Source organism: Halalkalibacter sp. AB-rgal2 (assembly GCF_041821005.1).
GTDB lineage: Bacteria > Bacillota > Bacilli > Bacillales > Bacillaceae_D > Halalkalibacter.
In genome coordinates, this window is the sequence record NZ_JBGUAV010000023.1 from 48,509 (window position 1) to 75,375 (window position 26,867).

Consider the following 26,867-nt stretch of genomic DNA (forward strand, 5'->3'; position numbering starts at 1 on the left):
CTTTTCTGTGTCTATCGTTATTTGCGTTATGCTAAAATAATTTCATCTTTAATGAACAATAAAAGACAATCATCATTGTTAGTAAAATGACATCGAATGTTGTTGGAAATAATAAGGTTCGAATGAGCTGGAAAATAATGAGTGGAACTAATATTTGCATAAACATGAGCTTGCATTTTAACCACCAATTCGGTCGTCCAGGGTAAGGAGGCTTATACGGTTGGTATCGTTTATTGAACATGGTCATCCCACTTTCTAGCTTTCTCATACTACTACATTATGTGGTTTGTTTCCTTTGGGTGATTAAGATGTATAGGAAAGTAATAATGTGGATCGAGCTGTTCTTGACGTAGACAAACAGATCAACTAAAATATAATCACATATAATGATTGCAAAGAATAGGAAGAGTAAGCTCAGAACCTTTCAGAGAGAGAAATCAATAGCTGTGAGATTTCTTAAGATGTATGAGTTGAATGTCGCCTAGGAGCTGCTATGCTGAAAGTAAATGTAGGCTAGCCGGAGCTGACCGTTAACAGTTTGAGGTGTGTAGTTTTTTGACTACAAACAAAGGTGGTACCGCGAAATCAAACTCTCTTCGTCCTTTGGATGAGGGAGTTTTTTTATGCTGATTCAGCTCACTTTGCTTTCTCAGTATAAGCTACATAGAAAAAGGTTGGAGGTAAGTGTATATGGAAAATCAAGAACATTCAATGCCGACGAAATACAATCCACAGGAAACCGAAGCGAAATGGTATTCTTATTGGCTTGAAGGGAAATTCTTTGAAGCAACAGGAGGAGAAGATAAGGAATCTTACTCAATTGTCATTCCTCCACCGAATGTAACAGGTAAGCTACACTTAGGACATGCATGGGATACGACTTTACAAGATATATTAGTTCGTATGAAGCGAATGCAAGGCTATGATACGTTATGGTTACCTGGAATGGATCATGCGGGGATTGCCACACAGGCAAAGGTTGAAGCGAAGCTAAAGGAACAAGGGACAAGCCGTTATGAGCTTGGTCGTGAAGCCTTTTTAGAGAAATCATGGGAATGGAAGGAAGAATATGCGACGTTTATCCGTAATCAGTGGGCGAAGCTAGGTCTTTCACTTGATTATTCACGTGAACGTTTTACGCTTGATGAAGGACTTTCCAAGGCTGTCCGAGAAGTTTTCGTTTCATTGTACGAAAAAGGGTTAATCTATCGTGGAGAATATATTATTAACTGGGATCCGCAAACGAGAACCGCCTTATCAGATATTGAAGTTATTTATAAAGATGTTCAAGGTGCCTTCTATCATATGAGTTATCCATTAACAGAAGGGTCAGGTTCGATTGAGGTAGCGACGACACGACCTGAAACGATGCTTGGTGATACAGCAGTTGCTGTTCATCCAGAAGATGAACGTTATAAACACCTTATTGGTCAGACGGCGACGCTTCCGATTACAGGTAGGGAGATTCCAATTGTCGCCGATGATTATGTCGATATGGAATTTGGCTCTGGTGCAGTGAAAATTACACCCGCTCATGATCCGAATGACTTTGAAATTGGCAATCGTCATGACTTAGAACGTATTCTCGTCATGAATGAAGATGGAACGATGAATGAAAATGCTGGTCAGTATCAAGGTCTTGACCGCTTTGAATGTCGTAAGCAGCTTGTTCGTGATTTGCAGGAGCAAGGCGTTCTTTTCAAAATTGAAGAGCATATGCATTCGGTTGGCCATTCAGAGCGAAGCGGTGCGGTTGTTGAGCCGTATTTGTCGACGCAATGGTTTGTGAAAATGCAACCATTAGCTGATGCTGCAATCGATTTGCAACAGTCTGAAGAGGACAAAGTGAACTTTGTGCCAAATCGTTTTGAGAAAACGTACTTACGTTGGATGGAAAATATTCGTGATTGGTGTATTTCACGTCAACTTTGGTGGGGGCATCGAATTCCGGCTTGGTATCACAAAGAAACAGAAGAGGTGCACGTTGGACATGAAGCACCTGAGGATAGTGAAAATTGGGATCAAGATGAAGATGTATTAGATACATGGTTCAGCTCTGCGCTCTGGCCATTCTCGACAATGGGTTGGCCTGATGAAGACTCAAATGACTATAACCGTTATTATTCAACCAACGCCCTTGTGACAGGCTACGATATTATTTTCTTTTGGGTCTCTCGTATGATCTTCCAAGGGTTAGAATTTACGGATAAGAAACCATTTGAGAATGTATTAATCCATGGGCTTGTACGAGATTCAGAAGGTCGAAAGATGAGTAAGTCGTTAGGGAATGGTGTCGATCCGATGGACGTTATCGAAAAATACGGGGCTGATTCATTAAGGTTTTTCCTATCGACAGGCAGTTCCCCGGGAAATGATTTGCGTTTTTATTGGGAAAAGGTTGAATCAACGTGGAATTTCGGCAACAAAATATGGAACGCCTCTCGCTTTGCTTTAATGAATATGGAAGGGTTAAAAGTTGAGGATATTGATCTAACAGGTAAAAAATCAATTGCTGATAAATGGATTCTAACTCGACTTCAACATACGATTGGTGACGTGACTCGTTTAATGGACGCGTATGAATTTGGTGAAGTGGGCCGAATTCTCTACAACTTTATTTGGGATGATTTCTGTGACTGGTATATTGAAATGGCGAAGCTACCATTATACGGAGAGGATGAAGCAGCCAAGCATACGACTCGTTCCGTATTAGCGTATGTTTTAGATGAGACGATGCGATTATTACATCCGATGATGCCATTTATTACCGAGGAAATATGGCAACATCTACCACACAAAGGTAAATCTATAACCGTTAGTTCTTGGCCTGTTAAGAAGGATGAATGGATCTTTGATGAAGCTGTAAAGGATATGGACTTATTAAAAGATATTATCCGTTCTGTACGTAATACACGAGCGGAACTAAATGTTCCAATGAGTAAGCAAATTGAGCTTCTTATTCATGCTTCAACAGATGAAGTGATGGACCAACTAAATCGTGGAAAGAGCTATATTGAGAAGTTCTGTAATCCTGAAACATTAACGATGGCTGTTGGCTTATCTGCTCCAGAGAAATCTATGTCACAAGTGTTAACGGGAGTAGAATTGTACCTGCCGTTAGCTGGTTTACTTGACTTGGATGCCGAAATCGCTCGTTTAGAAAAAGAGCTGCAAAAACTCGATAAAGAAGTTGAACGAGTAGAAAAGAAATTGAACAACCAAGGCTTTTTAGCTAAAGCACCTGAGAAAGTGATTGAAGAGGAAAAGGCTAAGAAGGAAGATTATGAAGCAAAGCGTGCTGCTGTGCGATTACGTATTTCGGAATTGAAGGATTAATCATCATTTAAGGTGAGAAGGTGATGTCATGAGACCACTGAAAGAATTAAAACGATCTTTTTCAGTGCCTTTGAGTTACTAGCAATGGCTTCACTTGTTACCCGCTTGATACGAGAAACTCAATCGTATCAAGCTTTTTAAAATGGATGACGGTTTCGCACACTGCTTAAAGGATTTCAAAAAAGAGGAAGAAACGAACGTTTTCAATGCTCTCTTTGTCTTGACTAGTATAGTTGTGCGATCCCTTTTTCTAAAAAAGATATTATCGTTATCAGGAAGCTTTCTGCTAGGCGCCATTGGGAGGATGACTTGAATGAAAACAGGAGAAGAAGCGATTAAGTGGATACATGGGCTGTTACAATTTGGTGTTCGGCCAGGGTTAGAGCGGATGGAATGGCTATTGGAGAAGTTAGATCATCCAGAAAGAAATCTTCAAATCGTTCATGTGGCTGGAACGAACGGGAAAGGATCAACCGTTAGTTTCATGCGTCATGTGTATGAAAAGGCTGGATATAACGTTGGAACATTCACTTCGCCATTCATTGAACGGTTTGAAGAGCGAATTGCCATGAATGGGAAGCCGATATCTGAAGAGGATCTTGTTTATTGTACGAATAAAGTAAAAGCTTTTGTCGAAGAGTTAGTCACAAAAACAGATGATCAACCAACTGAATTTGAAGTGATTACATTAATAGCCTTTGTCTATTTTGCTGAACGAGTTCATACGGATCTTGTATTACTAGAAGTAGGATTAGGTGGAAGGCTCGACTCTACGAACGTTGTGAAACCACTCATCTCAGTGATCACATCCATTGGATATGATCATATGCACGTACTTGGTCATACGTTAGAAGAAATCGCTGCAGAAAAAGCAGGAATTATTAAAAAAGCAGGAATGATCGTTTCAGGTGTGAAACAGGAAGAAGCGAAAAAGGTCATAAAAAGAATCGCAAAAGACAAGGAAGCGAAGTATTATGAGCTAGGAGAGCATTTTACAGTTGCGATGATTAACAGCTCACCAGTCGATCAACAGATCCAATATAGTGGAAAAAGTCAACGTGATATCACGATTCAGTTAAAAGGTCCTCATCAGCGTGATAATGCTGCTGTTGCCATACAAGTCATTGAACGGTTAATGGACAAAGGATTTCCGGTTGGTGAACAAGAAATCATGGACGGAATGAGGTCGGCCTCATGGATTGGTAGGTTCGAGGTCATTCAACAGAATCCAACGATTATATTGGATGGAGCACATAATCAAGAAGGATTTCGTGCTTTGGCAGAAACGCTAAAACAGCACTATGCAGGCTATACATGTTATATGGTTGTTGCTATGACAAAGGAAAAGGATGTTACATCGTTAATGAAGCCATTCATTCATGAACAAATGCATGTGACGTTCACAACGTTTCCTTTTCCTCGTGCGTCGAGTTCAGAGGATTTGTACGAGCCATTTGCATTAATGGGCAGAGATGTGCGTGCTGAAGACGATTGGAAAAAAGCCGTTCTAGAAAGAGAAAAAGACGTAGATAATAACAGCTTATTAATCATATGTGGTTCATTGTACTTCATAGCTGAAGTAAGAAAATGGTTAATGGAAAGGTGAAGGGACAGAGGCTGGGACATAACTAAAGTGTCTATCTGGAAACCCGAACAAAAGATGAACGTAGCGAAGTATATTTCAGGAGCGGTTTACGTCCACCATCTATCATTGTTCGGCGTGTCTTTTAGTTAAACCACTTTGTCCCAGCCTCTTCTTAAAGTTGAAAAAGCTCTCTATAACTAATATGATCGGGCCTCATATTGCTTGTAATTACTTTCTATAATAGAATAAAATAAAAATAGTAAGTTAAATGTAAACGTATGAGCATCACATCAATTGAATCCTCAGTAATGGTCACACTTTGTGACGTGAAATGAATCTGTATTGTATACAACTCGCGTTTTTCCTTTCCTCCCATTCGTAAAGAATGACTAACTCTTTTCCTTTTTAGTAATAATTCAAACAAATATTTTAGAGTAACAAGTAAAAAGTTTCCTAATTAAAATTATTTGAGGTACATACACTATGAATATCGTAATAATGAGTTACTTGATTCTGCTAGGAATGGTGGTAGGTTCGTTTGTTAATGTTGTTGGATTACGTGTTCCGAAGAAGGAATCGATCATGAGCCCTCGTTCACATTGTCCAACGTGTGAACGTCCTTTAATCATTGTTGATTTAATTCCTCTGTTTTCCTTTTTGTTTACGAAAGGACGTTGCCGAATGTGTAGGCAACGTATATCATCGCTTTATCCAATTATTGAAGGATTAACGGGCTTCTTGTTTGTATTGGCTTATTGGAATTTTCATTTAACTCCTGAAATTTTTGTGGCTCTTTTATTTATTTCCCTTCTCATGATTGTAGTAGTAAGTGATATTAGCTATATGATTATTCCAGATCAAGTGCTTCTATTTTTCTTTCCTCTTTTCATTATTTTGCGATATACGATTGCTCCGCTGACTTCGGATTGGAGTCCTCTTTTAGGTGGGATAATAGGTTTCCTATTGCTTTGGATTATTGCAATCGCTAGTAGAGGTGGAATGGGAGGAGGGGATGTGAAACTTTTTGGTGTTATAGGTATGGTCCTTGGCTGGCAGCAAGTATTAGTAGCTTTTTTCTTTTCGTGTTTAATCGGGGCAATCATTGGTATAATAGGAATGTTAGTAGGAAAGGTGAAAAAAGGACAGCCTTTTCCATTTGGACCATTCATTGTAATCGGAACAATCTTAGCTTATTTTTACGGTTCTTCACTATTAGAATTGTATATCAATTATTTTGGATTATCCGTTTTAGCTCTGTTTGTGTAAAAAACTCTTAACATAAACGATAAGCATACGATATATTTCTCTGATCACAATAAATATTTTAAATTATAGTTCTATCAATTCGATTATATTAATAGAATGAATTATAACTGTTAATCAAATGATAGGAAGGGGTGCAAGAAAGTTGGAGCAAAAGAAGCGGTCAATCTCTGTACGTCTAAACGGTAAAGAACATCATGTTCAAGAAAGGACAGTCGCAGCTACAAACGAAAAAGAAGATAACCAATATGCCTTTATTCCGCCCCCAGATAATGTCATTGATTTTGGAGAAAAGCAGGAGGTACGTCAGCGAAATGAGCAGCCTTATTGGGATGATGGGAATCGCGAGAAAAGTCCGAAAATTCCATATAAAAGAAAGAAAAAGCCCCACTCTCAATCCAAAACGTTCCCTTATATGCTAGTTGCTGCACTAGGATCTGCGATCATCGTTGGTGTAAGCCTCGGTCTTGTCATTTTAAATATGTTTACAGGAAATGATATGAATGTTTCACAGATGTCAGAACAGTCAACAGGTGCTGTTCCAACCTTCTCTGAGGAGAAAGAAGGAATGCCTAATTTAGCGATTGAAGTGGTACAAGGCGCAGCATTTACGGAATTGGACCAAGCTGAAAAAAGTGTGCAATCCATTCAAGAACAAGGATTTGCTGCAACGATAACGACTAGTACTGATCCTATCTATATGTTTATTGGGGTTGCAGGAGATCGTGCTCAAGCAACGAAAATAAACGAAATTTATGAAGGATATGGTCAAGATACGTATTTGAAATCATATCGGGTAGAAGGAGATCATATAACCGGACAAGCACAAGAGGTGTATGAATGGTTTACAAATGCATTGACCCTTTATTACGATATGGTGCAGTTATCGATTGATGGTCTGAACGGGGGAACGATGATTACGAATGAGAGAATAGAGCAGTTGTCAGCATCAATTGATTCGCTACAAGAGGAACGGAATCAAGCTTTTGCTCAATTAAACGAGGAGGTACAGCCTTTAGCTCTAACGATCGGTGATCAGTTAATAACAGCGAAGGATCATTTGAAGGATTTTACAAATGCTGCCGATGAAGAGAAACTATGGAACGGCCAACAAACGTTGCTAGAGTCAATTACAACGTATGAGGAACTTATTCAAGCAATGAGATAGATGATACTAATCTAGCATATAATATTATATGAGGATAATAACATCATAAAATTGTTAACACGTAGTGCTTAGATAGGAAGCTACTGCGTGTTTTATTTTATGAAAGAAATCAGTTACTCTCAGCGATTTTTTATTGTTTGTTCTCACATAATTTGGTATTCTTATTAATACCTTGTACAATAGAGTAAAACAATTGTCGAGGTGACCCTTCATGAAGCCATTCATTTTAGCCTCACGTTCCCCGAGGCGACAAGAACTCCTAGAGCAGATGAAGCTTTCATTTATTGTGAAAGCAAGTGAAAAAGAAGAGAAAGTTGTAGATCCATTGCCACCACATGAATTTGTGATGCAATTGGCCGAACAAAAAGCAGAAGATGTTTGGAGGCGATACGAGCAAGATGTTGTATTAGGAGCTGACACGGTTGTTTCTGACAGAGGAAGCATACTGGGTAAACCAACTAGTGCAGAAGATGCTAAGAGAATGCTTACTCAATTATCAGGAATAACTCATCAAGTCTATACAGGTGTATCAATATATTCTCGTGATATGGTGACGACGTTTTTTGATAAGACCGATGTGACATTTTATCCGCTGAACCGAAAAGAAATCGAGTGGTATATCACAAGTGGTGAACCATTTGACAAAGCAGGCGCTTACGGAATTCAAGGTTTAGGAGCTTATTTTGTGCAACGTATAGAAGGTGACTATTATACAGTAATGGGGTTACCGCTAGCCAAAACGATACGCGCATTACAATCCTTTTCGATCACTCCCCTCCTAAAAAAATAATCGAACGCATCCTTCAAAGGGACAGCCTAATATTTGAGAGGAGTGTTCCCATTTGCCCCCATCAACCTTACTAATCAAAGATGTTCCTCGGCAAGAAAGACCTCGAGAACGAATGATAAAGTTAGGTCCTTGTTCACTATCTAATCAAGAGATTATTGCGATATTATTACGTAATGGTACGAAGAATGAATCCGTACTCCAATTAGCACAGCGAGTTCTTACTTCATTTGATGGTCTCGTCCAATTAAAAGATGCCGCTATTGAAGAACTTTGCCTTATTAATGGGATTGGTGAAGCGAAGGCAGTGGAACTAGCAGCTGCCATCGAGCTTGGACGACGAATTCATTGCTTAAAGACTGAAGAGCGATATGTCATTCGTTCTCCTGAAGATGTCGCTAATTATGTCATGGAAGATATGCGATTTCTTCAACAAGAGCATTTTGATTGTCTCTACCTTAATACTAAGAACGAAGTACTCCTCCGTAAAACGGTCTTCATTGGTAGCTTGAATGCAAGCATTGTGCACCCAAGAGAGGTGTTCAAAGAAGCGTTTAAACGCTCAGCAGCTTCTATAATATGCTTGCATAACCACCCATCAGGTGTGCGCCTGTACGATATGCCTCATTAGTAATCTATTGATTTAGAATTCTTTGCGTGATTCTATGGCTACCCTCTCACCTTATGAGGAAACGAAATAAGGGACAATAGCATGATGGGAAAAGGAGAAGAGACGGCAAAACGATCTAGTCGAGTCCGTTCTTCAGGCCAAGTAATGTATGGTAAAGGCTAGACTGCTTGAATCCTAGACGGAAGGGTGTAGGGTGCACCATTGTCTACGATCGTTATATGGCAATGAAGATGGAATAGCCATGTATCACCTGAACATGAGCTATAGCAAAGTCTATCTTACTATTCTCGAGTCGAGAAAAACGTCGAACAGGGTACCTAACCATTACGAAACTAATGTAGCATATAATTCAGGGATTGCCTAAGTGCTTCCATATTAGCATAAGGTAACGGATTCTCCGTAGTACTCAAAGTCTGCTTGTAATGAGTTTGGCATGGGAAAGGGAGAAAGATTGATGATAAACGTCTAAATGGAAGGAGTCATGAAGTTGGCAAAAGATCCATTGCAACAGCTAGACGTCATTCACAATGCTTCACGAAAAGGTCGTAAAATTGTTGATTGCTATAGATTATTGTATAAGCGTTCACTATGGGAAGAAGTCCTTTCACAAAAACGATACAAGCATCACATATCGACACATATGCTGGACGAGCTTATTAATACTTTAAAACAAGGGAAATTGACAAATAGTAAGTATATTCATACGATTTATCCGTTACTAGCTGATGTCCTAAAACTCATTTTGGTTCATATTTATCCATCATTGGAGCAAAAGAATATGTTTGTAGCAGAACATGAGCATGATGCATTGTCTTATTTGCAAAAAACATTTGTGAAAGTAACGTGGTGTGTGGAAGGAGCTATTCGATTAAATGATGTCGAGCTTAGCACGCAGTTAACAAATTTCCTTTCTCGTAAGATTGATGATGAACGCTTTATTACATTCATCATTGATCTTATAGCGATTGAGCAACGATGGGAAAAGGAGCATGCGAACGATTTTACGGATAAAAAAATGGTTCGAAGCATATGTATAAGCATATTTCTGAAACAGGTTGATTTTGCTGTTCAGCAAATTCGGACAAGCATGAAAAGGGCGATCTATTATGTTCGCTGTAACGAGCATTTTAGAATGGGTGTTTCTGGGAGGAAGTTTGATGCGCTAACCATAGTAAAACATATGAACCAATTGTATTCAGTAAGTAAGGGTATTGAGACGAATATTAGTCATATGAGCAACTTATCGAGATTTCTTCAGTATGATATTGTTGTAAAGAGAGATGCTAGTAGAGATCAGACTTTTATTTCGTTACAAATTCCTTATATTGAGATGAAACAAATGATTCGGAAAATAGGATATGGAGATGTTGAACAGAAGAAAATTTTTCATCGACCTAGCCTTCTTAACAAATCAGAATCAAGTATTATTCAAATCTTTAATGCTGAATTGCTTCGTATGACTTCTTATTACAAGCTTGCTTCTAATCGATCGCTGCTACGACTGCTGTATTATTATGCTGAGGGAAGTTTCGTTAAGACAATCGCCTGCAAAAGGAGAAGTACTTCAAGAAAGGTTGCATTAAGAATGAAGAGAAATGGCCAAGGTCGATTGATGATTTGGGACAAACAGAAGGATGGGACAGAAGTTGGATATACATTTTTGAAACTTAGAGACCTTTAATGAAAATGTGAATAGAATCAATCGGCGAGCCGTATACATTGAAAGGTGTACGTACGGTTCTGAGGGAGATTGATGAAACCTGTGTTGCTTCTTTCACAAGGCGCATATAATCGACCCTACGATCCAACACCAAGCCGTGAAGATATTGATGTAACAAAGAGGTTGGCCGATTCGGGAAAAGTATTAGGGATTGAATTGTTAGATCATATTATTATCGGTGATCAACGATTTATCAGTCTTAAGGAGAAGGGTTACGTTTAAAATAATTGAAATATCGTCCGTTTTGAGGATAGCGCAGGAGAGATAAGAGTGGTAACATAGAGAATGGTAAGTGTAAGCTTATGACTTTTTTTAGAACTCGGGGAACTGAAGCTATTTTTTTTCGTAAACATTCGATATAATGAATCGTACGATTTTGGATATGATTGAAGGGAGATACATAGATGTTTGGTGGTTTTTCAAGAGATATAGGTATAGATTTAGGGACAGCTAATACACTTGTTTATGCAAAAGGTAAGGGAATTGTTGTGAGGGAGCCGTCTGTTGTTGCTCTGCGCACAGATACTGGATCAATTGAGGCAGTTGGAAATGATGCAAAGAATATGATCGGACGTACGCCTGGTAATATTGTAGCGGTTCGACCAATGAAGGATGGGGTTATTGCTGATTTCGATACGACGGCAACGATGCTGAAGTATTTTATTCGTCAAGCATTGAAAACTCGTTCACTATTTACTCGTAAACCATCTGTGATGGTTTGTGTTCCATCAGGTATTACAGCCGTCGAAAAGCGTGCGGTTGAAGATGCAACGAAGCAAGCGGGAGCGAAAGAAGCATATACATTAGAAGAGCCATTTGCTGCTGCAATTGGTGCTGAGCTGCCTGTTTGGGAGCCGACGGGCAGTATGGTTGTTGACATTGGTGGAGGTACTACTGAAGTAGCGATCATTTCATTAGGTGGTATTGTGACAAGTCAATCCATTCGAGTTGCTGGTGACGAAATGGATGATGCTATTATCCAATACGTTAAGAAAACGTATAATTTAATGATTGGTGAACGAACGGCAGAATCACTAAAAGTCGAGGTTGGTTCAGCTGGTGATTCTGAAGGTGTAGATGATATGGATATTCGTGGTCGTGATTTATTAACGGGTTTACCGAAAACAATTACAGTGACAGCGGACGAAATCTCTGCAGCATTATCGGATACAGTTACAACGATTATTGAATCGGTTAAGAACACATTAGAACAATCACCACCTGAGCTTGCTGCCGATATTATGGATCGTGGCATCGTACTAACAGGCGGTGGTGCGCTATTGCGTAATTTAGATCGTGCGTTAAGTGAAGAGACCAATATGCCAGTTGTAGTTGCTGAAAACCCGCTTGATTGTGTGGCTATTGGTACAGGTCGAGCGTTGGAAAATATACACTTGTTCCGCTCGAAGAATGGCATTACATCACGATCAGATCGAAAATTGTAAGTAGGTGACAGGGATGTCCTCCTTCTTCTCAAATAAAAAGCTCATTGTCCTTCTTGTCAGTATTATTATTTTAGTTGGTTTGATTGGATACTCTATGCGCGATCGCGAAGCCGTATCCGGTCCGGAGCAAGTGATAAGAGACTCTGTTGCTTGGGTACAGACAGCTTTCATGAAACCCGCATACATGATTGCGGGTTTCTTTGAAAATGTTCAAGATATGAGACAAGTCTATGAAGAAAACAAATTATTGAAAGCTAGATTAGATGAGTATGCGCAAATTTCCATTGAACGCAATACATTACGGAATGAAAACGAAACGTTAAAGGATATGTTAGAGCTTGAGGAAAGCTTAGATGACTATTTAATTCGTTCAGCTGTTGTCATTCATCGAAACCCAGATCGTTGGACCGAATTCATCGGATTGAACAAAGGTTCAGAGCATGGTATCGAAGCGAATATGGGTGTGATTGATTCAACCGGCGGATTAATTGGAAAGGTTCAACAAGTAAGTGAATTCTCCTCACGAGTCCAATTGTTAAGTGATAATGACCGAACAAATCGTGTATCTGCAATGATTTCCTCAGATCAAACGATTAACGGTTTTATTGAAGGGTACGATGAAGATCGAGGTCTGTTAATCATGCGTAAGATTGATTTAGAAGCAGAGATTGAGGAAGAGGAAATGGTGACGACTACTGGTAAGGGTGGGGTATATCCAAGCGGGCTATTAATTGGCGAAGTGGTTAGTGTAGAACCAGATGAATATGGTTTAACACAAAATGCCTATATTAAACCGACTGCTGATTTCTATTCACTAGATTATGTCTATGTCGTTGAACGGACTAGTAGAACTCTTGATCCTGAATTGTTAGAGGAGGAAAACGAGTGAGTCGAGCTTATATCCCTCTCATTGTGTTTTTTTTCTTTGTGATCGAAGGTACACTCTTTCAATTATTTGTTCCTCATCATCATGAATGGTCGTATGTGTTTGTACCGCGCTTTATGATCGTATTTATTATTTTAATTGGGATTCATTTTACTCGACCTGTTAGCTTAGTATATGGACTTATTGTTGGAGCTATATACGATGTCGTCTACACCCAATTATTGGGGGCCTATTTATTCAGTTTTGCTTTAATTGGGTACTTTTTTGTATTTCCATATAAAAGAGTTCAAGATATGTTTCTCGTACAATTGGCGATCATTATTGCCGCTTTAGTGTTCTTTGAATATTATCAATATGGCTTGTATGCATTAATTGGACTAGCTGATATAGAACATCGCGTATTTCTGCAAGAGCGCGTGTTAACCAGCGTTGTATTAAATACAGCTTTTGCTATTTTAATTTATTTTCCATTTCTGAAGCTTATGCAATATGTACTAAAGCAGGAGATGGTTAGAAATCGTTGAAATAAGTAGCAAAAAAGAAAGTCTGAAAGAAAAGAGGAAAATTCTCATTTTATGTGGAATGTATCATTATTGACATTTATATCATTGCGTTGTTGTGTGGGGAACGATCCTTTCATTAGCACAATTTCGTATCTCTCTTATATATAAAACTCATAATGGTGAATAGTGACAAAAGGTGAGTGAGACAGAGGTGAACACAGTAATGGTTCCGAAGAAGCAACATGTTACGATTAAAGGAACAAAAGAAGGGTTGGTATTTTTGTTAGATGATCTCTGTTCCTATGACCTTTTAATAGAGGAGTTAAAGGACAAGCTTTCATCGAAGCATTACCAACTTTCAGACGGACCTGATTTGCTCGTAAAGGTTGAAAGTGGATACCGTTATTTACAACAAGAGCAAAAGGGAGAAATAGAATCGATTATTACGAATGGACGTAAATTGGCAATTGAAGGATTTTATTCACACGTTTTGTCCAATGAAGACGCTCAGACGATTCAACGTAAAAATCAAACGATAACTCTCACAAGTATTGTTCGTTCAGGACAAGTTATTAATGTTGATGGAGACATTCTACTCATTGGTGATGTAAATCCTGGCGGGAAGCTACAAGCATCTGGTAGTATTTATATAATGGGAGCACTTCGTGGAATAGCACATGCGGGAGTAAACGGAAATGAGGATGCAGTTATTTCTGCGGCTGTTCTTAATCCTTCTCAGTTAAAAATTGCAGACAAAATCAAACTATTCGAATCAGCAGAGGAAGCGATTATGTCATCTGCATATATTGACCACAAGACACAGTCTTTACAAATTGGTAGGGTGCAGCAACTTGTTCATACACACCGGCATCTAAGCAAGTATGTAGATCAGGTAATGGAATAGGAAGAAAGGGGTTATGAACGTGGGAGAGGCGATCGTCATTACAAGTGGTAAAGGTGGAGTTGGAAAGACAACGACATCCGCAAATTTAGGAACTGCTCTTGCACTAACAGGTAAGAAGGTTTGTTTAGTAGATACAGATATTGGCCTTCGGAATTTGGATGTTATTATGGGCTTAGAAAACCGCATTATTTATGACTTGGTTGATGTCATTGAAGAGCGTTGTAAGTTGAAGCAGGCTTTAATTAAGGACAAGCGTTTTGATTGTTTATCATTACTGCCAGCTGCTCAAACAAAAGATAAAACAGACATTGAGCCTGAACAATTAAAGAAGGTCATACTGGAACTAAAGCAAGAATATGATTATGTCATTATCGACTGTCCTGCAGGAATTGAACAAGGGTTTCGTAATGCAATTTCTGGGGCTGATCGTGCTATTGTTGTAACAACACCAGAGCTATCTGCTGTACGAGATGCGGATCGAATTATAGGTTTATTAGAAAAAGAAGAGGATATTGAACCCCCTCGTCTGATTGTCAACCGTATTCGCTCCCATATGATGAAAAATGGTGAGATGCTCGATGTTGATGAAATTGCCTCGATCCTATCCATTGATTTGATAGGTATCGTTGTTGATGATGATGAAGTCATAAAGTGTTCGAATAAAGGCGAACCGATCGCACTTCAAACAACAAGTAAGGCATCGATTGCTTACCGAAACATTGCACGGAGAATTCTTGGTGAGACCGTCCCACTTATGTCTCTAGATGACTCAAAAGGAGTAATGGCGAAGCTTAAGCAATTTTTTAGTGTGAGATAACCTAAAATGAAGTATTTGACTAGCAATGGCTTCGCTCGTTGCTAGAGGATGGATCAAAAGTGTTTTTTAAATGAGAAACCGAACAAATACACAGTGGTACAAATAACGCTCCTGAAATATACTTCGCTTTCCACGGGAAGCTGGTGAGACTCCTTGTGCTACGCACTGCGGGGTCTCACCTTTGTTTTTCATGAGGCCACTGAACAAGTGCGATTTTCAAAGCCACTGAAAAAGTTAAAACCAAACTTTTTCAGTGGCCTCCGATTTTCACTTTTTTAATGGACTTGTAAAACGGCACGATGAAACCAAGAAAAGCAGTGTGTTTTTCTTAAAGTTACTCTCTGATGGAGTGGTGAGCCGAAACTGGCTAAAAGAAAGGTTGTTAAAGTATAAAAATGTTCATTTGTTCGCAATTTTCTAGATTATGATTGAATAATTCGTCTATATGATCGTCAGCTGACTACGACTTAATATTCTTCGCTTTTTGAACATGAGAAGCATTATCTCAGTCATTTAAACCAAAGTCTAAAAAAGCTATGATATGCTTATGTGTAGAAAGAAATGTGAGGGAGGAACATTAATCTATGACTCTTGATGAGCACCTGGATGAATCAACTAAATCAATTCGTTGTATGGTTTTAACAGTATCAAATGTTTCAGCGTATGAGGATGATCAGAATGGTCAGCTTATTCGCTCGATGTTAGAAAAAGAAGGTCATTCTGTTACGGAGTATCAAATGGTCGGCTATGATTACAGTCATATTCAGCATTGGATCAAGATAGCTGCTATTCGCGCTGATATTGATGCCATTCTCATTACGGGTGGTACAGGAATTGGTCTAAATGATACGACACATGAAGCGGTTCGTGATAGTTTAGACAAAGAAATGCCGGGATTTGGCGAGCTTTTTCGTCATTTAAGCTTTGCTGAAGAAGTAGGGACGGCAGCGATTCTTAGCCGAGCTGTTGCTGGTGTGAGAGATGGTAAGGCTATTTTCTCGATGCCTGGTGCAACAGGAGCTGTGAAGTTGGCAATGGAACGTATTATTATGCCCGAAATTAGTCAAGTAGTCCGTGAAATATTACTTGATCAAGCGAGAGTAACAAGTACATCATTATAAAACAAAAATACAAATTAAATATCATGCACTAATAGCTCAGATCTAGGAATAAGAGGCTCTGAGGAGGGCACTGAATAAGTACTTATAAACTTATTCAGTGCCCTTACTTGAGTTATTATTGTTATCGGTGTTGCTCGTATAGGTCTTTTTTTGTGATCTGCTTTAATTCGTCTAGTATGTGAGCAGGTAAGAGATCTGCACGAATGGCTTGTACATTCTCTTTTACTTGTTCCTTACGGCTAGCACCTGCAACGACTGAAGCGATTACGTTTGACGAAAGAACGTAGTTTAAGGCTAATTCATTAATTGAATAAGTGGGATAATCGGCTAACTGTTCACGTAATAGCTTTAGCTCATTGGCTGTGTAGGACAAATAACCGTTTGCTTGTATTTTAGAAGGTAATGTCGAAAATGGTCGTGGTGTTAATATTCCTTTTGCCACGGCACCACGAACGACTACGCTGACATCATGTTGCTCTAATAATGGAAACCATTCCTCTGGACGTCGGTCAAGTAAGCTATACTGCATCATAATACTGACAATAGATGAACGTTTTACATATTCCTTGATTACATTTGGACGTATGGACGAAAGGCCATATTCCCTTATAAGACCTTCTTGTTTTAGCTCCTCAAAAGCTTCGATTGTTTCATCGATAGGATCATCAATAGTTCCTCCATGTAACTGATACAAATCAATATAGTCTGTCTTTAAACGTTGAAGACTGTCTTTGATCGCCCTTTTTATGTGTGATTTTGAAGGATCCCACATCCAGCGATCCTTCCCTTTTTCAAAGCGATTGCCTGCTTTTGTAGCAAGAATAAGATCTTTTCGATTATCTTTTATTAATTCGCCAATAATCTCTTCGTTGGCACCTTGATCATATAGATCAGCTGTGTCGAGGTAATTGACTCCTAGATCTATTGCCTCTTCGATCACTTTCTTTGCTGCAGTGATGTTGGTGCCAATGCTCATACAGCCTAAACCAATCTCACTAACGATTAAATTGGATTGGCCGAGTCTACGCTTCTCCATGAAACCCCTCCTCCATTACTTGATAAGGGCACCAAAAAAGTTAAAAACCAAACTTTTTTAGTATCCTCTTATTTGATTGGTATTCTTTTATCTTATCAGAGTATTGAACGAGAAAGCGAACAGTTTCCTTTGCAAAATGGAGGTCACATTTATTTCAATACGGAGTTTCTTTTTGTGATTCGAGAATATCTTAAGAGGACAAGTCATATAGTTCAATATAGAATGTGCTAAAAGGACGGGGTAAAATGGCGAAGAACCTGAATAAAGTGCGTAGACAAATTGAGTCAAGAAGAAGAGTAATTGATGATACAGTACGACGACGTGGTAAAACGTTCATGACTAGCCCTAAGCATGATGATTTTGGTCAAGAAAGTGTTGACGTTGTATCGTCTGATCGACCAAATAAAACCAAACCTTCTACAAATATGGTTCATATTTTTATTTTTCGATGTTTAGTCGCAGGACTTCTCTTTCTACTAATTGGCATTGCTTTTCAATCTAAGTTTCCTCAGTCTGAGAGAGTGGAACATTTTGTTCGTCATACATTTGAAAATGAATATCAATTTGCTGCTATTGCTAGCTGGTATGAGAAACAGTTTGGCCGACCTTTAGCACTGCTTCCTATTGATGCAAATGTTGCTCAAGGAGATCCTGAAGAACAGGTGGAGTTCGTTTATGCATTACCTGCTAGTGGGACGATTCGTGAGGATTTTGAAGAGAGCGGACAAGGTATTTTAATTGAAACCGATATTCATGCTAGGATCGAGTCGGTCAAAAGTGGAGTCGTACGATCGATTGGACAAACTGATGGTAGCTCATTAGAAAAAGAAGTAGTCATTGAACATTACGATGGAACTGAAGCGATTTATGGTATGCTTGACGAAATTGAAGTTCAATTATATGACCATGTTCAATCAGGGACGGAAATTGGTTCGGCGCAATCAATCGATGGGGCGGAGAGGGGAATTTTTTACTTTGCATTGAAAAATGAGAACGAATATATTAATCCAAGTGAAGTGCTCACATTTGATTAGGGCTGTAATAGAATTATTTACAAAGGTGAAAATCAACCCTTTCTTTTGGATCGTTATTGCCTCAGCCTTCATTACTGGTTACTTTAAAGAGATGGTTATGATATTCACGATTGTATTTATTCATGAGCTTGGTCATGCTGTGGCTGCCCGCTCTTTCAAATGGACGATTTATAAAATTGAATTGCTTCCTTTTGGTGGAGTGGCAGAAGTTGAGGATACGTCGAATAAACCGTTTCATGAAGAGTTGATCGTTATTTTGGCTGGGCCGATCCAGCATCTTTGGATGATGGCCCTGTCCTATTACTTTATAGCCTTCCCCTTTTGGTCAACGTATGATCATCAATTATTTATTTGGCATAATATAATGATATTGCTCTTTAACGTATTGCCTATATTACCTCTAGATGGAGGAAGGCTCTTGCAGTTATTGTTCATGTATCGTTTTCCATATGCAAAAGCGATTACAGTTATGAGAAATGTATCACTGTTCTTTTTATTTGTTCTGTGTTTCATTGCATCGGTTATCTATTTCTCACTTCATTTATGGATGATAATTACTTTTCTTCTTATTATTCATTATTTAGACTGGAAGCAGCGCTATTACACATTTATGAAATTCATATTAGGGAAACAATCGAGTCCTATATTTACGAAGTCAGCGAATGTGCACGTACCGAATTCGATAACGGTAAAAGAAGCGGTTAAATTTTGTAAGCGAGGGTCTTCGCTTACATATAACTATTTTGATCCGGCGATTGGAAAGCATGTTCAACTACATGAAGAGATCATTAGAATAGCTTATTTAGACCGGAAACGAATTCATCATCGGATTTGTGACCTTAAACCGGCCCAATTCTGACTATAGCTCCCTCTTTGTCCAACAATCGTGTACAATAAGGTAAGGAAGTAGAAAAGGGGCTTGTTTCATCGTGAAAAAGATTGTATTTAATTTAGCCACAAGGGAAAAGCGGGCAGCACTGATTGAAGATGGTCGTGTGACTGAGTTGATGATTGAGCGAACAGGCGAGGAGCGAATTGTCCATAATGTGTATCTTGGCCGAGTCGTGAAAGTGTTACCTGGTATGCAAGCAGCATTTGTTGATATTGGACGTGACAAACATGGTTTTTTGTATCGAGATGACCTTCTTTCATATCATTCAGATGCTGAAGATGAAGAGAAGAAAAAGCAGTGCTCTGTTTCTCAATTTGTACATGAAGGAGAAGAATTAGTCGTTCAAGTGACAAAAGAAGCATTTGGTTCTAAAGGGCCACGGTTAACTGGAATTATTTCCTTTCCAGGACACTATATGATTTATATGCCGAATGGAAATTACATAGGTGTTTCTAGACGTTTTTCATCAGAAACGGAGCGCGAAAGGTGGCGTACGTTTGGGGAAGAACTAACCATAGATCAAGAAGGCTTAATTATTCGCACATCGTGTGAGGGACGTTCAGCTACTGAAGTTACGCAAGAATTACATTATCAACGACGGAAATGGGCACAATTACAGAAAAGAATCGAAGAAAAACCGTCTAATCGCCTCCTTTATCAGGATGTTACATTAACGGAACGTATCGTTCGTGATCATATGTTTGAAGGTCTTCAAGAGATCGTTCTAGATGATTTTGATGAATACCAGCGAATGAAGGAATGGTTGTCCTCCTACTCAAATGGTGAGAGCCAAATAACACTCTATAAAAAGAAAGAAGCGATTTTCACAGCCTATCACATTGAAAAAGAACTTCAAAAAGCTTTAAAAAGGCAAGTGTGGATGAAAAGTGGAGCATACATTACGATTGATCAAACGGAGGCTTTAACAGTAATTGATGTAAATACAGGGAAATTCACAGGGAAGAATGACTTTAATGAAACGATATGGCAAACGAATAAAGAGGCGGCAAGGGAAATTGTTAGACAATTGCGCTTACGAGATATTGCCGGTATGGTAATCATTGATTTTATCGATATGCGTCGTGAAGAAGATCGAGATTTGATCGTGCGATTGTTACGAAATGAATTAAAGAAGGATCGCACGAAAACAAATGTCGTCGGTATTACCGGCTTAGGACTAGTGGAGATGACTCGAAAAAAAGTGAGACAAAACTTACAGGATACGTTGTCTAAGCCATGCCCAACATGCCAAGGTAAAGGTGTAGTTCTCTCTAATGAAGCTCAGGCTTTTGAGTTAGAACGACAGCTCTGGGAGTACAAAGGAACAGAGCATGAAGCAATTGTTGTTGAACTTCCTGCATCAATCTTATCCGTTTTCTCTGGTTCGAACGGTAAACATGTAAAGCACTTAGAGAGTGCGTTAGGTGTAAGGATTCTTCTGTATCCGAATAAACGGCTAGTAACGGGAGCGCTTATCCGCTTTCTAGGGACGTTAGAAGAGGCAGGTAAGCGATTGGAACACTTAAAGACCAATTGACATAAGTCTATTCATTATGATACAATTTCGCTTGTTAGTTATTTGGTCGCACCCAAACAACTACAACCGCACAGAATAGGTTTTTTAAAGGAATTATTCTTCCTACCTAGGATGGCGAGTCTGAGTCTATGAGGAGGTGCAGAGAATGTACGCAATTATTGAAACTGGTGGTAAACAAGTTAAAGTTGAAGAAGGACAAGAAATCTACATTGAGAAGGTAGATGCAGAAGCTGGTGAAACAGTGAGCTTCGATAACATCTTATTCGTAGGTGGAGACAATGTCAAAGTTGGCGCTCCATACGTAGAAGGTGCTTCTGTAACAGCTAAGGTTGAAAAGCACGGTCGCCAAAAGAAAATTATCGTTTGGAAAATGAAGGCGAAGAAAAACTATCGTCGTAAGCAAGGTCATCGTCAACCATACACGAAAGTCGTAATCGAAAAGATTAACGCGTAAGATGATTATCGTTGACGTTAGTCGTAATCATGATCTGATGATTGATTGTTTTACGATGAGTGGTCATGCCGAATCTGGTCCATATGGTCAAGATCTCGTTTGTGCAGGAGCTTCAGCAGTCTCAATTGGTACACTTAATGCAATTGCTACTTTGTGTGACATTGAGTTAGATGTAGAATCAAAGGAAGAAGGTGGATTTCTCCGCTGTTGTGTACCATCTGATGTAGATGAAGCAGCATTTGAGAAGATTCAGCTTCTTTTAGAGGGGATGCTTGTCTCTTTACAATCGATTGCTGAGGAATACCGCGCATTTATTAAAATAAATGATAAACTTGGGAGGTGAATTCCATGTTGAAAATGAATCTTCAATTTTTTGCATCGAAAAAAGGAGTAGGTAGTACAAAGAACGGACGTGACTCTGAATCTAAGCGACTTGGAGCTAAGCGAGCAGACGGCCAAGCAGTGTCAGGTGGTTCGATTCTAGTTCGTCAACGCGGTACGCGTATCTATCCTGGTGTGAACGTAGGAAAAGGTGGAGACGATACTTTATTTGCAAAGGTAGACGGCGTTGTAAAATTCGAGCGTGTCGGTCGTGACCGTAAGCAAGTAAGTGTATATCCAGCTGCTCAATAAAGAAGAATAGGCTAACAAAGGGGAAACCTTTTGTTAGCTTTTTTTCGTGTGGAGTGAAAAGTGTTGCTGAAGAGTAAGGTCAATTCGTATGAAAGCACGCTAAGCTTAAATTTATTCGAAGCTTCCATAAAGCTTTGAAAGCGATCCTTTTGTTTAGTATATATAATTTCGTCAATACTAACACATGTATAATGAAGTTTAGGATTGGTATGAAGGGGCGTTTATGTTGAAGCAAAAGGAAAAAGATCGCATTCAGGATTTACGGAATCAACTATGCTATGCAAATGATAGAGAACAGAGAAGATTATTAACGGAATTGATTCTAGAAATGGAAAGAAGAAGGATAAACGAAAATAATAAATAAAATAATTGCATATATAAGCATATAATTATATAATCAAAAAAGGAGGAGAGGCTATGGAAAATGTTTATACTGAAGTTGAAATTGAGACGGCTGCTAAATGGCTAAAGCTACTAGGTGATAAAACACGCTTATCGATGATGGCTATGCTTCACGAGGATGAGTGCTGTGTATGTGAATTCGTTGAGCTGTTTAATATGAGTCAGCCCTCTGTCAGTCAGCATTTACGGAAATTACGAGATGTTGGATTAGTGGAGGAAAAGCGTAAAGGACAATGGATTTTCTATCGAATCAACTCTTCCCACGAAGGTTATCCACTTATTCAATCATTATTGGTGCATTTGCCTAATCAAAAAGAAAGACTACTAGACTTAGAGAAACGCGGCTTACGTGTTTGCTGTGAGTAGAGGATAGGAGTGGGGAAACATGGATATCGTTTTAGCATCAGTGATCTTTCTATTTACACTTGTACTCGTTATTTGGCAACCGAAAAACTTGTCCATCGGTTGGTCGGCAACGATTGGGGCGATTTTAGCGTTAATCGCTGGAATCGTTAGCTTTGCTGATGTATTAGCTGTTACGGATATTGTATGGAATGCAACATTGACTTTTGTCGCTATCATTATTATTTCATTAATTTTAGATGAAATTGGTTTCTTTGAATGGTCTGCCCTACATATGGCTCGCTTTGCAAAAGGAAACGGCTTGAAAATGTTTATCTACGTTTCTATTTTAGGGGCGGTTGTTGCTGCTTTATTTGCTAATGATGGTGCAGCTCTTATTTTAACGCCGATTGTACTCGCGATGGTAAGAGCATTACGCTTTAAAGATGTGATGGTATTACCATTTATTATGGCAAGTGGGTTTATCGCTGATACGACGTCATTGCCATTGCTTGTTAGTAACTTGGTGAATATCGTTTCAGCTGACTTCTTTGAAATTGGCTTTGTTGAATATGCATCACGGATGGTTGTGCCGAATTTCTTTGCATTAGGGGCAAGTATTCTTGTTCTATATTTATACTTTCGCAAAGATATACCAAAGCAATATGACATGTCACAATTGAAAAAGCCTGTCGAAGCGATTAAAGATAAACGGCTATTCAATCTTTCTTGGGTCATTTTAACTGTTCTATTAGTAGGTTACTTTACGAGTGAGTTTCTTGAAATTCCTGTTTCATTTATTGCGATGCCAGTTGCTCTTATCTTTTATTTCATTTTTCGAAATGGAAGTGCAAAGAATGAAGAGCTTAGTTCAGCAGGAATTATTAAGGGAGCTCCATGGGAAATTGTCGTATTCTCTATTGGGATGTACGTCGTTGTATACGGGCTAAGAAATGTGGGGCTTACAGATGCTCTTGCTTCATTAATTGAAGTAACAGCAGATCAAGGTTTATTTGTTGGTACGATTTCAATGGGCTTTATTGCCGCAATCTTATCTTCAGTGATGAACAATATGCCAACTGTTATGATTAATGCACTAGCCATTGCTGATACGAATACGGTCGGAGCAATGAGAGAAGCTTTAATTTACGCCAATATTATTGGCTCGGACCTTGGACCGAAAATAACACCGATCGGTTCATTAGCGACTCTTTTATGGCTTCACGTTCTTAAGCAAAAAGGGATGAAAATAACATGGGGTTATTACTTTAAGGTTGGAATTATTTTGACGATTCCTACTTTATTCATAACATTAGTAGGCCTTTATTTATGGTTAAATATACTATTATAGAGTTGTTCAAAAAGAGTGTTTTATCCTTCTTTGAACAACCTCGAAGCAATAGGTTCTTATAAAAAAACTAGGAGTGGATCGAGTATGTCTAAGAAAATTATTTACTTTTTATGTACAGGAAATTCATGCAGAAGCCAAATGGCTGAAGGCTGGGGAAAGTATTATTTAAGTGATCAATACGAGGTTTATTCTGCAGGAATTGAAGCACATGGTGTGAATCCAAATGCAGTGAAGGCAATGAAAGAAGCTGATATCGATATTTCGCAGCAAACGTCTGATACGATTGATCGCGAATTATTAGATAAAGCTGATCTTGTTGTGACACTATGTGGCCATGCAAACGATGTTTGTCCAGCAACACCACCGAATAAAGAGCGTGTACATTGGGGGTTTGATGATCCTGCGAAGGCAAAAGGAACAGATGAAGAAAAATGGGCTTTCTTCCAACGTGTACGTGATGAAATTGGCGATCGAATCAAAAGTTTTGCAGAGGAAGGGAAATAAACATCTGTTAGTAATAGTAATATTATGAAATGCCATAGGGGAGCTAGCCTATGGCATTTTTACTTGCATAAATTTAATTTATAAATATTTAGAAGTCCAATCAAGGGAATAGGAAAGACATGTAAAGAAAAAAATTGCACATTTTTTATGATAAAAAAGGAAGGGTGTAATGTAGAAAATGTGACAACTTTATGATTTTGTATGAAAATCTATGAATCGTTGAGTATTTAAGAGTATTTAATCTATGATATACGCTTACATCGTAGTTTGATATTTATGAGAATGATGTTATGATACAGCTTGTGAACAACGGACCCGACTTTTGTGAGAGTCAAAAGTCACTATACAACAATAGAATAGGAGAGATGTAGAATTGAATTTACAAACAATTAAACAGGAATGGTTTAGCAATGTTAGGGGAGATGTACTCGCTGGTCTTGTCGTGGCGCTTGCATTGATTCCAGAAGCGATTGCCTTTTCCATTATTGCAGGTGTCGATCCAATGGTAGGGTTGTATGCTTCTTTTTGTATTGCCGTCGTCATTGCTTTTGTCGGTGGACGACCTGGGATGATTTCAGCTGCAACGGGTGCAATGGCACTTTTAATGGTTACATTAGTTGCAGATCATGGCTTACAGTATTTATTGGCTGCTACAATTTTAACGGGGATTTTACAAATTTTATTCGGTGTATTTAAGCTAGCACGCATTATGAAATTTGTTCCACGCTCTGTTATGGTTGGATTTGTTAATGCACTTGCGATTTTAATCTTCATGGCACAGCTAGAGCAATTTGAAGGCGCAACATGGTTGATGTATGTGTTAGTTGCGGCAACGTTATTTATTATTTATGGACTCCCACGTATTACGAAAGCTTTCCCTTCAGCGCTAGCTGCGATTGTTGTTATTACGGCCATTGCAATATTTGGTGGGTTTAATGTGTCAACAGTCGGAGATATGGGGAACTTAACGCAAGCATTACCTATGTTCTTAATTCCAAGTATTCCTTTAACCCTTGAAACAATAATGATTATTTTGCCATATTCATTAGCGTTAGCAATTGTTGGTCTTCTTGAGTCTTTATTAACGGCTAACATTGTCGATGATATGACAGATACAGAAAGCGATAAGAATAAAGAGAGCCGTGGCCAAGGGATTGCTAACATTGTATCAGGTTTCTTCGGTGGGATGGCAGGCTGTGCGATGATCGGTCAATCGGTTATTAATGTGAAGTCTGGCGGTCGTGGGCGACTGTCTGCATTAGTTGCTGGTGTATTTTTAATGTTTTTAATTTTAGTGTTAGGAAACCTTGTTATACAAATACCGATGGCTGCTTTAGTCGGTGTTATGTTCATGGTTGCATTTAGTACATTTGATTGGAGCTCTGTTCGTAATATTCATAAGCTCCCGCGTACGGACGCACTTGTCATGATCGTAACAGTCGTAACGGTTGTTGTTACGCATAATTTAGCGATCGGTGTATTTGCGGGTGTGCTATTAAGTATGATTTTCTTTGCGGCTAAGATTTCAAAGGTAGACGTTGAGAAAGTGAATGTCAATGAAGTAGACAAGCAGGTTTACCGCGTTTCTGGTCAAGTATTCTTCGCATCTGTGACCGATTTTGTTAATCAATTTGACTTCAAGCCTCCAGTGAAACAGGTAGTAATAGATTTAACGAATGCTCATCTTTGGGATGACTCTGCAATAGGAGCACTTGATAAAATTGAAGGTAAGTTTGAACAGAATGGTATTAAGGTCACCTATGTTGGTTTAAACAACGAAAGTGAACAATTAAAAGATAAAATTGGTGGGTTGTCGAAGGCGTCAGGTCACTAAGGTTAATAAGGCAAGCTATAGTGAGCAAATCGTTCAATGTAGCTTGTCTTTTTGATTAAGAAACGTCTTTAAGTTATAGAATGAACATAAATGAAGACTTCTGATTGGATGTTTGGAACATACGCGAGAAGGGAATAAGTGAAATTGAAGGTTGTATTCTATATGAATGGAAATGCCCTAAAAAATAATAAACTTTACCATTCACTTCCTGAGTGAAACCGTTTACAATAGAAAGAGGGAGGGGTTGCAATGTTTAAACGTGTTTTGTTAGCTGCAGATGGTTCTGATCATTCTGTTCGCTCAGCAGAGAAGGCTATCGAGCTCGTAGAGTTAAATAGTGGAAGGATAGATGTCGTCTATGCGGTTGATGGTGCAACCTCAAAGGCGGATATCTTAGCCCATTCAAGTAAGTATGAAGTCGCTCGTAAGCGTAAGGAGATGCTAGCCCCGATTATTCAATTAATCGAAGAAAAACAGATTGACCATGAAGTTCATATTATTCATGGAGAACCAGGACCAGCGATTGTGAAGTTTGCCAATGATGGCGACTATGATTGTGTCGTGGTAGGTAGCCGTGGATTAAACAAGTTTCAAACCTTTGTATTAGGAAGTGTGAGTCATAAGATTGCTAAGCGGGTTGATAAACCAGTATTAATAGTGAAATAAATTATATGAATTTAGA

General features: G+C 38.8%; 26 protein-coding genes, 1 pseudogene and 2 other annotated features. Of the genes and pseudogenes, 25 read left to right on the forward strand and 2 right to left on the reverse strand.

Annotated features, from left to right (window positions below):
- Nucleotides 1-31: 31 nt before the first annotated feature.
- Nucleotides 32-241: a hypothetical protein gene (locus tag ACERJO_RS16080; RefSeq protein ID WP_373648124.1), complete on the reverse strand. Its 210-nt coding sequence runs from the start codon at nucleotides 239-241 to the stop codon at nucleotides 32-34.
- 145 nt (nucleotides 242-386) lie between these two features.
- Nucleotides 387-607: a binding site (T-box leader), on the forward strand.
- A gap of 83 nt (nucleotides 608-690) precedes the next feature.
- Here ACERJO_RS16080 and ACERJO_RS16085 point away from each other — a divergent pair.
- From ACERJO_RS16085 to ACERJO_RS16150, 14 genes and pseudogenes are all read left to right on the forward strand, one after another.
- Nucleotides 691-3,336, forward strand: coding sequence for a valine--tRNA ligase (locus ACERJO_RS16085; RefSeq protein WP_373648125.1), 2,646 nt, complete (start codon nucleotides 691-693; stop codon nucleotides 3,334-3,336).
- Nucleotides 3,337-3,649: 313 nt separating this feature from the next.
- The gene (locus tag ACERJO_RS16090) at nucleotides 3,650-4,942 is read left to right on the forward strand and encodes a bifunctional folylpolyglutamate synthase/dihydrofolate synthase (RefSeq protein WP_373648126.1); all 1,293 of its coding nucleotides are present in this window, start codon (nucleotides 3,650-3,652) and stop codon (nucleotides 4,940-4,942) included.
- A 462-nt stretch (nucleotides 4,943-5,404) separates the two neighbouring features.
- The gene (locus ACERJO_RS16095; protein ID WP_373648127.1) at nucleotides 5,405-6,187 is read left to right on the forward strand and encodes a prepilin peptidase; all 783 of its coding nucleotides are present in this window, start codon (nucleotides 5,405-5,407) and stop codon (nucleotides 6,185-6,187) included.
- 142 nt (nucleotides 6,188-6,329) lie between these two features.
- The gene (locus ACERJO_RS16100; RefSeq protein ID WP_373648128.1) at nucleotides 6,330-7,352 is read left to right on the forward strand and encodes an SPOR domain-containing protein; all 1,023 of its coding nucleotides are present in this window, start codon (nucleotides 6,330-6,332) and stop codon (nucleotides 7,350-7,352) included.
- Nucleotides 7,353-7,563: 211 nt separating this feature from the next.
- Nucleotides 7,564-8,142 (forward strand): Maf family protein, encoded by a 579-nt coding sequence (locus ACERJO_RS16105; protein ID WP_247107180.1) that lies wholly within the window; start codon nucleotides 7,564-7,566, stop codon nucleotides 8,140-8,142.
- Between the two features lie 52 nt (nucleotides 8,143-8,194).
- Complete coding sequence (gene radC / locus ACERJO_RS16110; protein ID WP_373648129.1) at nucleotides 8,195-8,770, forward strand: RadC family protein; 576 nt, start codon at nucleotides 8,195-8,197, stop codon at nucleotides 8,768-8,770.
- A 487-nt stretch (nucleotides 8,771-9,257) separates the two neighbouring features.
- Complete coding sequence (locus ACERJO_RS16115; protein WP_373648130.1) at nucleotides 9,258-10,451, forward strand: group II intron reverse transcriptase/maturase; 1,194 nt, start codon at nucleotides 9,258-9,260, stop codon at nucleotides 10,449-10,451.
- Nucleotides 10,452-10,556: 105 nt separating this feature from the next.
- Nucleotides 10,557-10,712, forward strand: a pseudogene (locus tag ACERJO_RS16120) (JAB domain-containing protein); the annotation flags it as partial.
- Nucleotides 10,713-10,894: 182 nt separating this feature from the next.
- On the forward strand, nucleotides 10,895-11,935 hold the full coding sequence (locus ACERJO_RS16125; protein WP_247107178.1) for a rod shape-determining protein: 1,041 nt from the start codon (nucleotides 10,895-10,897) through the stop codon (nucleotides 11,933-11,935).
- A 13-nt stretch (nucleotides 11,936-11,948) separates the two neighbouring features.
- Nucleotides 11,949-12,824, forward strand: coding sequence for a rod shape-determining protein MreC (gene mreC, locus ACERJO_RS16130; protein ID WP_373648131.1), 876 nt, complete (start codon nucleotides 11,949-11,951; stop codon nucleotides 12,822-12,824).
- Nucleotides 12,821-13,345 carry a rod shape-determining protein MreD gene (gene mreD, locus ACERJO_RS16135; protein ID WP_373648132.1) on the forward strand — a complete coding sequence of 175 codons (525 nt, stop codon included), beginning with the start codon at nucleotides 12,821-12,823 and terminating at the stop codon, nucleotides 13,343-13,345. Before mreC ends, mreD begins: the two co-directional genes overlap by 4 nt.
- A 190-nt stretch (nucleotides 13,346-13,535) precedes the next feature.
- A complete protein-coding gene (gene minC, locus ACERJO_RS16140) occupies nucleotides 13,536-14,228 on the forward strand; it encodes a septum site-determining protein MinC (RefSeq protein WP_247107175.1) in 693 nt (230 codons plus the stop codon).
- Between the two features lie 19 nt (nucleotides 14,229-14,247).
- Nucleotides 14,248-15,045: a septum site-determining protein MinD gene (gene minD, locus ACERJO_RS16145; RefSeq protein ID WP_247107174.1), complete on the forward strand. Its 798-nt coding sequence runs from the start codon at nucleotides 14,248-14,250 to the stop codon at nucleotides 15,043-15,045.
- A gap of 584 nt (nucleotides 15,046-15,629) precedes the next feature.
- The gene (locus ACERJO_RS16150; RefSeq protein WP_247107173.1) at nucleotides 15,630-16,166 is read left to right on the forward strand and encodes a MogA/MoaB family molybdenum cofactor biosynthesis protein; all 537 of its coding nucleotides are present in this window, start codon (nucleotides 15,630-15,632) and stop codon (nucleotides 16,164-16,166) included.
- A gap of 121 nt (nucleotides 16,167-16,287) precedes the next feature.
- Here the strand turns inward: ACERJO_RS16150 and ACERJO_RS16155 are convergent, their stop codons facing one another.
- Complete coding sequence (locus tag ACERJO_RS16155; RefSeq protein WP_373648133.1) at nucleotides 16,288-17,202, reverse strand: aldo/keto reductase; 915 nt, start codon at nucleotides 17,200-17,202, stop codon at nucleotides 16,288-16,290.
- Between the two features lie 245 nt (nucleotides 17,203-17,447).
- Here ACERJO_RS16155 and ACERJO_RS16160 point away from each other — a divergent pair, with 245 nt between their 5' ends.
- The 11 genes from ACERJO_RS16160 (at nucleotide 17,448) to ACERJO_RS16210 (ending at nucleotide 26,851) form a co-directional block, all read left to right on the forward strand.
- Nucleotides 17,448-18,236 carry a M23 family metallopeptidase gene (locus ACERJO_RS16160; RefSeq protein WP_247107171.1) on the forward strand — a complete coding sequence of 263 codons (789 nt, stop codon included), beginning with the start codon at nucleotides 17,448-17,450 and terminating at the stop codon, nucleotides 18,234-18,236.
- Complete coding sequence (locus tag ACERJO_RS16165) at nucleotides 18,229-19,095, forward strand: M50 family metallopeptidase (protein WP_373648134.1); 867 nt, start codon at nucleotides 18,229-18,231, stop codon at nucleotides 19,093-19,095. The genes ACERJO_RS16160 and ACERJO_RS16165 overlap by 8 nt, the downstream gene beginning before the upstream one ends.
- A 70-nt stretch (nucleotides 19,096-19,165) precedes the next feature.
- Nucleotides 19,166-20,665 carry an Rne/Rng family ribonuclease gene (locus tag ACERJO_RS16170; protein ID WP_247107169.1) on the forward strand — a complete coding sequence of 500 codons (1,500 nt, stop codon included), beginning with the start codon at nucleotides 19,166-19,168 and terminating at the stop codon, nucleotides 20,663-20,665.
- Between the two features lie 54 nt (nucleotides 20,666-20,719).
- Nucleotides 20,720-20,797, forward strand: a sequence feature (ribosomal protein L21 leader region).
- A gap of 13 nt (nucleotides 20,798-20,810) precedes the next feature.
- A complete protein-coding gene (rplU, locus tag ACERJO_RS16175; RefSeq protein WP_247107168.1) occupies nucleotides 20,811-21,119 on the forward strand; it encodes a 50S ribosomal protein L21 in 309 nt (102 codons plus the stop codon).
- 1 nt (nucleotide 21,120) lies between these two features.
- The gene (locus ACERJO_RS16180; protein ID WP_373648135.1) at nucleotides 21,121-21,462 is read left to right on the forward strand and encodes a ribosomal-processing cysteine protease Prp; all 342 of its coding nucleotides are present in this window, start codon (nucleotides 21,121-21,123) and stop codon (nucleotides 21,460-21,462) included.
- Between the two features lie 5 nt (nucleotides 21,463-21,467).
- Nucleotides 21,468-21,752 carry a 50S ribosomal protein L27 gene (rpmA, locus tag ACERJO_RS16185; protein ID WP_247107166.1) on the forward strand — a complete coding sequence of 95 codons (285 nt, stop codon included), beginning with the start codon at nucleotides 21,468-21,470 and terminating at the stop codon, nucleotides 21,750-21,752.
- 417 nt (nucleotides 21,753-22,169) lie between these two features.
- Nucleotides 22,170-22,520, forward strand: coding sequence for an ArsR/SmtB family transcription factor (locus ACERJO_RS16190; protein ID WP_373648136.1), 351 nt, complete (start codon nucleotides 22,170-22,172; stop codon nucleotides 22,518-22,520).
- 19 nt (nucleotides 22,521-22,539) lie between these two features.
- Nucleotides 22,540-23,847, forward strand: a complete 1,308-nt coding sequence (locus tag ACERJO_RS16195; RefSeq protein ID WP_252120828.1) for an arsenic transporter — start codon at nucleotides 22,540-22,542, stop codon at nucleotides 23,845-23,847.
- A gap of 84 nt (nucleotides 23,848-23,931) precedes the next feature.
- Nucleotides 23,932-24,351: an arsenate reductase (thioredoxin) gene (gene arsC, locus ACERJO_RS16200; RefSeq protein WP_373648137.1), complete on the forward strand. Its 420-nt coding sequence runs from the start codon at nucleotides 23,932-23,934 to the stop codon at nucleotides 24,349-24,351.
- 373 nt (nucleotides 24,352-24,724) lie between these two features.
- Nucleotides 24,725-26,185 carry a SulP family inorganic anion transporter gene (locus tag ACERJO_RS16205; RefSeq protein ID WP_247107163.1) on the forward strand — a complete coding sequence of 487 codons (1,461 nt, stop codon included), beginning with the start codon at nucleotides 24,725-24,727 and terminating at the stop codon, nucleotides 26,183-26,185.
- A 249-nt stretch (nucleotides 26,186-26,434) separates the two neighbouring features.
- Nucleotides 26,435-26,851, forward strand: coding sequence for a universal stress protein (locus ACERJO_RS16210; RefSeq protein ID WP_373648138.1), 417 nt, complete (start codon nucleotides 26,435-26,437; stop codon nucleotides 26,849-26,851).
- Nucleotides 26,852-26,867: the final 16 nt, after the last annotated feature.